At 66.2% G+C, this 8104-nt stretch carries 10 protein-coding genes; 1 reads left to right on the forward strand and 9 read right to left on the reverse strand.

What is annotated here, in order from left to right; all coding sequences use genetic code 11:
• Positions 1-109: 109 nt before the first annotated feature.
• From EJ903_RS03790 to EJ903_RS03830, 9 genes are all read right to left on the reverse strand, one after another.
• Positions 110-706 (reverse strand): OmpA family protein, encoded by a 597-nt coding sequence (locus EJ903_RS03790; protein WP_126612274.1) that lies wholly within the window; start codon positions 704-706, stop codon positions 110-112.
• A 186-nt stretch (positions 707-892) separates the two neighbouring features.
• Positions 893-1411: a gamma carbonic anhydrase family protein gene (locus tag EJ903_RS03795; RefSeq protein WP_126612557.1), complete on the reverse strand. Its 519-nt coding sequence runs from the start codon at positions 1409-1411 to the stop codon at positions 893-895.
• 184 nt (positions 1412-1595) lie between these two features.
• Positions 1596-2660 (reverse strand): N-acetyl-gamma-glutamyl-phosphate reductase, encoded by a 1065-nt coding sequence (gene argC, locus EJ903_RS03800; RefSeq protein WP_126612275.1) that lies wholly within the window; start codon positions 2658-2660, stop codon positions 1596-1598.
• A gap of 117 nt (positions 2661-2777) precedes the next feature.
• Positions 2778-3260 carry a 30S ribosomal protein S9 gene (gene rpsI, locus EJ903_RS03805; RefSeq protein WP_126612276.1) on the reverse strand — a complete coding sequence of 161 codons (483 nt, stop codon included), beginning with the start codon at positions 3258-3260 and terminating at the stop codon, positions 2778-2780.
• 5 nt (positions 3261-3265) lie between these two features.
• Positions 3266-3730: a 50S ribosomal protein L13 gene (gene rplM / locus EJ903_RS03810; protein WP_126612278.1), complete on the reverse strand. Its 465-nt coding sequence runs from the start codon at positions 3728-3730 to the stop codon at positions 3266-3268.
• 181 nt (positions 3731-3911) lie between these two features.
• The gene (locus EJ903_RS03815; protein WP_126612280.1) at positions 3912-4409 is read right to left on the reverse strand and encodes a PaaI family thioesterase; all 498 of its coding nucleotides are present in this window, start codon (positions 4407-4409) and stop codon (positions 3912-3914) included.
• A gap of 99 nt (positions 4410-4508) precedes the next feature.
• Entirely contained in the window at positions 4509-5309 is an 801-nt protein-coding gene (locus EJ903_RS27565; RefSeq protein ID WP_246015164.1) for an outer membrane lipoprotein, read from the reverse strand.
• Positions 5310-5419: 110 nt separating this feature from the next.
• The gene (locus tag EJ903_RS03825) at positions 5420-6322 is read right to left on the reverse strand and encodes an MBL fold metallo-hydrolase (RefSeq protein WP_126612282.1); all 903 of its coding nucleotides are present in this window, start codon (positions 6320-6322) and stop codon (positions 5420-5422) included.
• 12 nt (positions 6323-6334) lie between these two features.
• Entirely contained in the window at positions 6335-6997 is a 663-nt protein-coding gene (locus EJ903_RS03830; protein WP_126612284.1) for a DsbA family protein, read from the reverse strand.
• A gap of 152 nt (positions 6998-7149) precedes the next feature.
• Between EJ903_RS03830 and EJ903_RS03835 the strand changes: the two genes are divergently transcribed.
• On the forward strand, positions 7150-8104 hold a 955-nt coding region (locus EJ903_RS03835), incomplete at its 3' end, for a LysR family transcriptional regulator (protein ID WP_148105274.1).

The raw sequence follows: 8104 nt of genomic DNA on the forward strand, positions 1-8104 counted from the left end.
TGCGCGCGCACGAAAAAAGGGCCGCGCCGGTAAACCGGCACGGCCCTTTTTTTTGTAAACAAAGGAGGTGGACCGTTCCGAAACCCCCGGAGCGGTCCCCTGTCCCTGATTACTTCGCAACCTTCGGCAGGATCTGCGCGCGACGGTTCGACGGCTCGCGCACGTTCGGACCCGTCTGGACGAGCAGCTGGCTTTCGCCCTTGCCTTCGGTCGTGATGTTGGCGGCGACGATGCCCTTGGCGATCAGCGCGTTCTTCACGGCGGTGGCGCGAGCAACCGAGAGCTTCTGGTTGTAGGCCGGCGAACCCGAGCTGTCGGTGTGACCGACAACGTGGATCTTGGTGGCCGTGCCGGTCTTCAGGATCGCGGCAACGGCGTCGCCGATGACGCGATCAGCGGCCGGGGTGATCGCCGACTTGTTGAAGTCGAAGAACACCAGATATTCGCTCTGCACGGCGGCCGGAGCAGCCGGGGCGGCGGCGGCCGGAGCGCAGGGAACACTGCCCTGGTGGATCACATAACCACCGGTCGAGGTCATGGCGGCAACGCCTTCCTTGACCTGGCCAGTCCAACCGAGAACCGGGTTGCACCAAACGGTGCCCTTACCGACCAGGCTCGCGTCCTGGGCGTTGGCGGCGGCCGCCAGACCGAAAGCAACAACAGCGGCCGGCACAATCGCCAGACCAGCGCGAACAAGAGTCTTCATGTCTTCACTCCCTTCCAGAACCCTTCCCCATCAGAGTGCCTGCGGGGGATGAACCTTTCAATGCAAGCATCAGACCCTACGCAAGCAAGGCAGACGTCTTCAAGCCACAGATTGCACCGTCGGTCAACGGCACAGCAGACTTTGACGCGTCAGCCCCGTTCGCTGGGCTTATGCTCCTCTTCCATATCAGCTTTTCCGATATGTTTCCGCCAAATCCGCATAGCGGCGGGCAGATACCGGAAAATAGCTGAGATCGCGTTCGGTAAGCTCACGAACCGGCTTTGCCGGGCTTCCAGCCCACAAAAACCCCTGTTTCACCCGCTTTCCGGGCGTCACAAGCGCTCCCGCCGCCACCATGGCTCCCGACTCGACATACGCGCCGTCCATGATGCAGGCCTTCATCCCGATGAAACAGCCGTCCTCCAGCGTGCAGGCGTGCAGCAGCGCCATGTGGCCGACCGTGATGTCATCGCCGATGTAGGTGCCCTGCCCGTCCTGGGCGACATGGATGACCGTGCCGTCCTGGATGTTGGTGCGTGCGCCGATTCGGATCTCGTTGACATCTCCGCGCACGGTGCAGCCATACCAGATGCCGCTTTCCGGCCCAATCTCGACCTTTCCGATCACCACCGCCGTTTCCGCGATGAAGGCGGTCGGGTGGATGGTGGGAAGGACGCCGTTGAAGGCCCGAATGATCGCGGACATAAAGCTGTTCCTGTCCCTTGCGTGACGGGGCGGATTGAACCACCACAGGACGGGTGGCACCACCGGAATCCGCCGTTTGCCAACAAAGCGTCGCCGCCTGCGGCCCCTTTGCAACAGTGCGCGTCCAACGACACAGTGTTTGCCGCCGGACGCGCCCCGTCACCACACCGATTGCGGGAACACCTTACGGGAACAGCGGGGCCTGATCGATTCCGGTGGTCTCGCCAAAGCCCATCATGACGTTCATGTTCTGAATCGCCTGACCCGACGCGCCCTTCACCAGATTGTCGATGACCGACACCAGGATGGCGCAGCCCGGCGCGCGATCCGCCGTCACCCCGATCAGGGCGTGGTTGGACGCGCGGACGTGGCGGGTGGCCGGGTTGACCCCGGCGGGGGTGACTCCGACGAACGGCTCGTCGGCGTAGCGCGCCGCCAGCGCCGCGCGCAGGTCATCAACCGTCACGCCATCGGTCATGCGGACATAGATGGTCGCCATCATGCCGCGATTCATCGGGACCAGATGCGGCGTGAAGGACACCGTCACCGGACGGCCCGCCACCCCGCGCAACTCCTGTTCGATTTCCGGCATGTGGCGGTGATGGCCGACGCCATAGGCGGCGAATCCTTCCGACACCTCGCAAAACAGGTTGGCCTGCTTGGCGTCGCGCCCCGCCCCCGACACGCCCGACTTGGCGTCGATGACGATGCGGTCCGATTCGATCAGCCCCTTCGACAGCAGCGGCAGCAGCGGCAGCAGCGACGAGGTGGGGTAACATCCCGGGTTGGCGACGACGCGCGCCGTGGCGACGGCCGCACGGTTGAACTCCGTCAGGCCATAGACGACCTCCTTCTGGAGATCGGTGGCGCGATGCTCATGCCCGTACCACACGGCGTATTCCGCCGGATCGGTCAGGCGGAAATCGGCGGACAGGTCGACGACCTTCAAATGGCTGGGCAGCCCGGCGATGACCTCCTGCGTCGTGCCGTGCGGCAGGGCGCAGAAGATGAAATCCAGGGCGTTCCAATCCAGCGCGTCGATCTTCACCAGATCGGGCAGGCCATAGCCCGCCAGATGCGGAAATACCTCCGCAATCGGCTTTCCGGCCTGTCGTTCGGCGGTCAGCGCGGCGATCGTGACGTTCGGGTGGCGCAGCAGCATGCGCACCAGTTCGGCGCCGGTGTAACCGGAAGCGCCCAGGATGCCGACACGAATCGGCGTGCCGCCGGAAGTGTTGGTCGAGGCCATGGAACCGATGTCCTTTGCTGGAAGGTCGGATGGAAAGAAAATCGACACAAAAAGAAAGGGGTGCCCCCTGCGGGACACCCCTCGCTTGTACCGTAACGGCGCGGGTCCGTGTAGGGCTTAACGCTTCGAGAACTGGAAGCTGCGGCGGGCCTTGGCGCGGCCGTACTTCTTACGCTCGACCGTACGCGAGTCGCGCGTCAGGAAGCCAGCGGCCTTCAGCGGCGAGCGCAGGCCCGGCTCGAAGTAGGTCAGCGCCTTGGAGATGCCGTGACGAACGGCACCGGCCTGGCCCGACAGACCGCCACCGGCGACGGTGGCGACCACATCGAACTGCGCGCTGCGATCGGTCAGGCCGAACGGCTGCTCGATCATCATGCGGAGCACCGGACGAGCGAAATAGACGCTCTGGTCGCGGCCGTTGATCGTGACCTTGCCGGAACCCGGCTTGATCCACACGCGGGCGACGGCGTCCTTGCGCTTGCCGGTGGCGTAAGCGCGGCCCTGGGCGTCGAGCTTCGGCGCGGCCAGTTCTTCGGCGACGACGGTGGCAGCGCCCGTCAGATCCTTCAGCCCGGAGAGGGTGGTGGTAACCTGAGCCATTTGGATTACGCGCTCCGCTTGTTCTTCGAGTTCATCGAGCCGACGTCGAGGACGACGGGCTGCTGCGCCTCATGCGGATGGGTGGCGCCCTTGTAGACCTTCAGGTGCGTCATCTGCTTGCGGCCCAGCGGACCACGCGGAACCATGCGCTCAACGGCCTTTTCAATGACCCGTTCCGGGTACTTGCCGTCCAGGATCTGGCCCTTGGAACGGCCCTTGATCCCGCCCGGATAACCGGTGTGCCAATAGAAAATGTCGGCGTCGCGCTTGTTGCCGGTCAGCTTCACCTTTTCCGCATTGATGACGACGATGTGATCGCCGCAATCCATGTGGGGGGTGTAGGTCGGCTTGTTCTTGCCGCGCAGGATGTTCGCCAGGATGCTGGCAAGCCGCCCGAGAACGAGGCCGTCGGCGTCAACGACGTACCACTTCTTCTCGATTTCGGTCGGCTTCAGATTGAAGGTCTTCATCGCCACACTCGTTGGGTCTAACACGGATCGGCAGGCCGCCGAATCCGGAGGCGCCGAAGCGGGTGGTTTCTACGGTTTTGAGACATCCGTGTCAACACAAAAAATATTCATTTAAATCAGTGTATTGCATTTGCGGTATCATTATACCGCACGCTCAAGGCCATTGATTCACAATAATTTTTCACTGGTCGCCGGATGATTGGTATCCAGATACCGCTATCGACACCGGGTCGTGCGGCGGAATCGAATAGGTGCCGGTGGCGTGGGCGACCGGTGCCGGATCACCCTCGGAAAAGATCAGAATCTCGCCATAAGCCAAGCGTTTGCCCAGCTTCAGGATGCGCGCCTCGGCGATCACGGCGACCGGGGGCGGGCGGCGCAGAAAATTGATGGTCATGCTGGTGGTGACGGCCAGCTCGACCCGGCCGATCAGGCTCAGCACCGCGCCATACAGAGCAACGTCGGCCAAACCGAACATCGCCGGTCCGGTCACGGTCCCGCCGGGGCGGACGAAATCATCCTTGTAAGGCAAACGCAGGCGGATGGTTCCCGCCGCCAGATGATCGATGACGATGCCGAATCCGCCAACCAGGGGAACCCCCTCGCGGATCAACCGGTCAAGCTCCTCCAGCCCGATGGCGGGAGCGGCGGGGGACGCGGATGGGGCGGACACGGTCATGGGGCCTCGGCGGTTGGGTCGTTCGCGCTGTTCAGCAACACAGTGCGTCAGAACCCGACCGGTGGACAAGCCACCTTGCTCCCCACCCCAACGATCCGCCTATTGAACCGTCTTCGCGGTGTCGGCGGTGGTCGGCAGCGGAGCCAGACGCACCGGCCCGTCCACCGGCGATGCGGCGGTGGACGCGGCGGTGGACGCGGTGGTCGCAGCGGCCGGGGCCGTCACCAGAGGATCCACCGGGGGAATGACCTTCGGCTCCTCATGCTTTGCCTCTGCCTGCGGTGCGTCGGTCTGCGGGGCCGCCATCGGAGTCTGCTCAACCGGGAGCTTGGTCGTCACCGATGGCGAGGCGGTTTTCCCGGCGGTCGGCTTGTCGGCAGCGGGTTTGTCAGACGGCTTGTCGGCGGGCTTCTCCGCCGGGGCCGTTCCATCGCCGAGCGACTGGAGATCCGGGATGATGCGGGCTTGGCTGCCGGTGATGACCAACACCTTTTGCCCGATGGGAATCGGCTGCGGTTCGCGCTGGCTCAGCGACAGCAATTCACCGTTCGGCTTGCGGACGATGTATTCCCACCCGGTGGTGTCCCCGGCGATGTGCTCCAGCGAGGTGCCGAGAATGGTCCCGATGGCGCTGCCGCCAACGGTTCCAAGGGCGGAGTTGAAGCCGCCGGGTCCCACCTGCGCGCCCAGGATGCCACCCGCCGCCCCACCGGTCACGGCACCGACGGTCCCGTTGGCGCTGATCGAGATCTGGCGGTAGCCGACGACGACGCCCGGCTCGACCTTGTTGGCCTGCTGGACCGCCGCGCTGGAGTAGGTGTTGGGGGAGTAATCGGAGGTGCAGGCCGCCAGACCACCGGCCACGGTGGCAAGCAGGCCAATCAGAAACGAACGCGACACGGGAATGCCATCCGCTTGATGGGGTGTGTGATCCCTCTTACGGGAGGTGCGGGGCCAAGTCACCCCGCATTTTTTCGAACCCAGCCCCGATTCGCCCAACCCCGTTTCGCTCAGCCCCAGCGCATTTCGCCCTTGGCCACCTTCGCGCCGATCTCCAACCCGATCTCCAACCCGGCGGCCGGGTAGAGGCGCTTCATGGCGGCGATCAGCGCCGCGCCGTCGGCGGCCTTGGCCAGTTCCTCATCAAAGGCGCGCAGATAGGCGCGGGTGTGGGCGATGGCGGCCCCATCCGTGGCGGAACCGGCGGCCATGTGGGCGGGGACCACCACCGACGGCCCGCGCGCGGCGATGGCGTCCAGCGCCCGCAACCACGCCTGGCGCTGCTCCGGTTGAGCGGTGTCGGCGGTCCAGACGTGCAAACCGGCGAACAGCAGCACGCCACCGAACACGCCCTTGATCGACGGGACCCAGACAAAGGCGCGGTCGGGCAGCCCGGCGTCCGGCGTGACGATCTCCAACCGCTCGCCGTCCAGTTCCAGGAACGGGGTCGTCAGCGCGGTGGGCAGTACGACGCTGGTCGGGGTCTCCGCCCCCATCTTCGGCCCCCAGAACTCCCGCTTCTTCTCCACCGTCTTCTGAATGTGGGCGACGGTGCTGGCGGTGGCGACGACACGGGCGTCGGGGAAAGCGGCGCGGATCTCTTCCAGGCCGAAATAATAGTCAGGATCGCCATGGCTGACGAACACGGTGGTCAGGCGCTTGCCGCTGGCCTGGATGGCGGCGACCTGGGCGCGGGCCTCCGACCGGGTGAAGGCTCCATCAATCAGCACCGCTTCGGTGGCCCCGGTCAGCAGGACCGACGCCTTGAAGAAGGAGGTGGCCGCGCCGGGCAGCACGGTCCACGTCACCGGCCCGGCGGCGCGCGCCGTCGTCGGCAGGGTGGCGATGGAGCCGAGCGCGAGCGCCGCCCCGGTGACAGCGAACAGGTGACGGCGGGACAAGGAAACGGTCATGGTGCGAAATCCTTACAGAGCGGAGAGCGGCACGCCGTCGGCGATGCGCCGCAGCGGGGCAAACAGGGCGTCGGTGTTGCGGTAGAGCGCGTCGCTGGGCAGTTGAGCCAGCCCTTCGGGCGTCCGCAGGGCCAGCGTCGGCACACCGTTGCCGCGCGCCTCGGCCAGCAACGCCCGCCCTTCGACGGTGCGACGCTCCACCAGGGCGTCCAGCGTCGGATCGGCGGCACAATCCGCCGCCGCGTCCAGGCCGAGACCGACCAGGATGGACGCCAACACAGCGGCGTCGGTGATGTCGCGACCATCGACGAAACGGGCGGTCTGGATGGCGGCCAGCGCCTCGGCCTCCCGTTGCGGCGCGATCGCGTGAACGGCGGTCAGGGCGCGGGTGGCCGGGGTGGAGTCGAACGGACGGTCGGAGTTGCCCAGCGGCCCGGTGCGGTAGGCCTCGCTGAAGACCTGCCCGGTGAGCTTGGCGATGCGCAGATCGTTGCTCCAGGCGTAAGCGGCGAAGGCCGGATCCATCGGCCGCGCCCCGCGCCCGCTGAACAGGCCGGTCGGGTGCAGCGTCAACGGCGGCAGCCCCTCGGCGGTGGTCAGGGCGCGCAAGCCCGGAGCCGCGCCGTAGCACCAGCCGCAGAGCGGATCGAACAGGTAATGCAGGGAAGCGGTCATGGCCGGTCAAACGCCCCGAGGATCGAAGGGTGGGTGGTTCGTGATGGCCGCACTGTGCCCCAACCGGATCGTTTGGATAAGACACCCAATTTTTGACAAACTGTCTGCTGGAACCATACAATTTCAGATCACCACGCAGCGCCGGACCGGCCATGTCTCCCAGCTTGAATTTGAATCGCATCGCCCATTTCGTGGCGGTGGTGGACACCGGCTCTTTCACGGCGGCGGCGGAGCGGCTGGGCGTGACCAAGGCGGTGGTCAGCCAGCATGTGGCCCGGCTGGAGCAGGAGGTGCAGGCCACCCTGCTGATCCGCACCACCCGCCGCCTGACGCCGACAGAGGCCGGGGCCGCCTTTCACCGCGCCTGCACCGCCATCCTCGCCCAGGCGGAGGAGGCGGTCGTCCGGCTGACGGAAGCCACCGACACGCCAACCGGCACGGTGCGGGTGACGGCCCCGTTCGATTACGGAACCGCCATCCTCGCCCCGGCGGCGGCGGCGCTGTGCCAGCGTTACCCCGGTTGCCACGCCGATCTTGTGCTGACCGACCGCAGCCTGGATTTGGTGGCGGAAAAGCTCGATCTGGCGATCCGCGTGGGCTGGTTGACCGACAGCAGCCATCAGGCCCGGCGCATCGGTGGCTTCCGGCAAATCCCGGTCGGCGTTCCGGCGTTGGTCGATGGGCTGGAGTTGCGCCATCCCGGCGATCTGGTCGCCCTGCCCTGGATCGCGCAATCCACCTTGCGCACGCCGCTGCGCTGGACCTTCGGCCACCCCAGCGGCGACCGCGCCACCATCGAGGCCAGCGCCGCCGTCACCGTCAACGCCACCCCGGCGGTGCGGTCTTGCGTGCTGGCCGGGGCGGGCGTGGCGGTGATTCCGGATTATCTGGTGATGGCCGACATCCGCGCTGGGCGGCTGCGCCACCTGCTGCCCGATTGGAGCCTGCCCGAAGGCGGCATCCACGCGGTGTTCCCCTCGGCCCGCTATCGCTCCGGCATCGTCCGGGCGCTGGTCGATCTGCTGATCCGCGCGCCGCAGATGGGAACGGAGGAGGAGGAGGAGGAGGAGGAGGAGGAGGAGGAGGAGGAGGAGGAGGAGGAGGAGG

The sequence above is a fragment of the Azospirillum griseum genome, assembly GCF_003966125.1.
GTDB lineage: Bacteria > Pseudomonadota > Alphaproteobacteria > Azospirillales > Azospirillaceae > Azospirillum > Azospirillum griseum.

Bases quoted from the DNA above. Each gene is read 5' to 3' on its own strand.
- rplM (WP_126612278.1), bottom strand. From the start codon at position 3,730: ATGAAGACCTTCAATCTGAAGCCGACCGAAATCGAGAAGAAGTGGTAC.
- rpsI (WP_126612276.1), bottom strand. From the start codon at position 3,260: ATGGCTCAGGTTACCACCACCCTCTCCGGGCTGAAGGATCTGACGGGC.
- EJ903_RS03830 (WP_126612284.1), bottom strand. From the start codon at position 6,997: ATGACCGCTTCCCTGCATTACCTGTTCGATCCGCTCTGCGGCTGGTGC.
- EJ903_RS03815 (WP_126612280.1), bottom strand. From the start codon at position 4,409: ATGACCGTGTCCGCCCCATCCGCGTCCCCCGCCGCTCCCGCCATCGGG.
- argC (WP_126612275.1), bottom strand. From the start codon at position 2,660: ATGGCCTCGACCAACACTTCCGGCGGCACGCCGATTCGTGTCGGCATC.
- EJ903_RS03825 (WP_126612282.1), bottom strand. From the start codon at position 6,322: ATGACCGTTTCCTTGTCCCGCCGTCACCTGTTCGCTGTCACCGGGGCG.
- EJ903_RS03795 (WP_126612557.1), bottom strand. From the start codon at position 1,411: ATGTCCGCGATCATTCGGGCCTTCAACGGCGTCCTTCCCACCATCCAC.
- EJ903_RS03790 (WP_126612274.1), bottom strand. From the start codon at position 706: ATGAAGACTCTTGTTCGCGCTGGTCTGGCGATTGTGCCGGCCGCTGTT.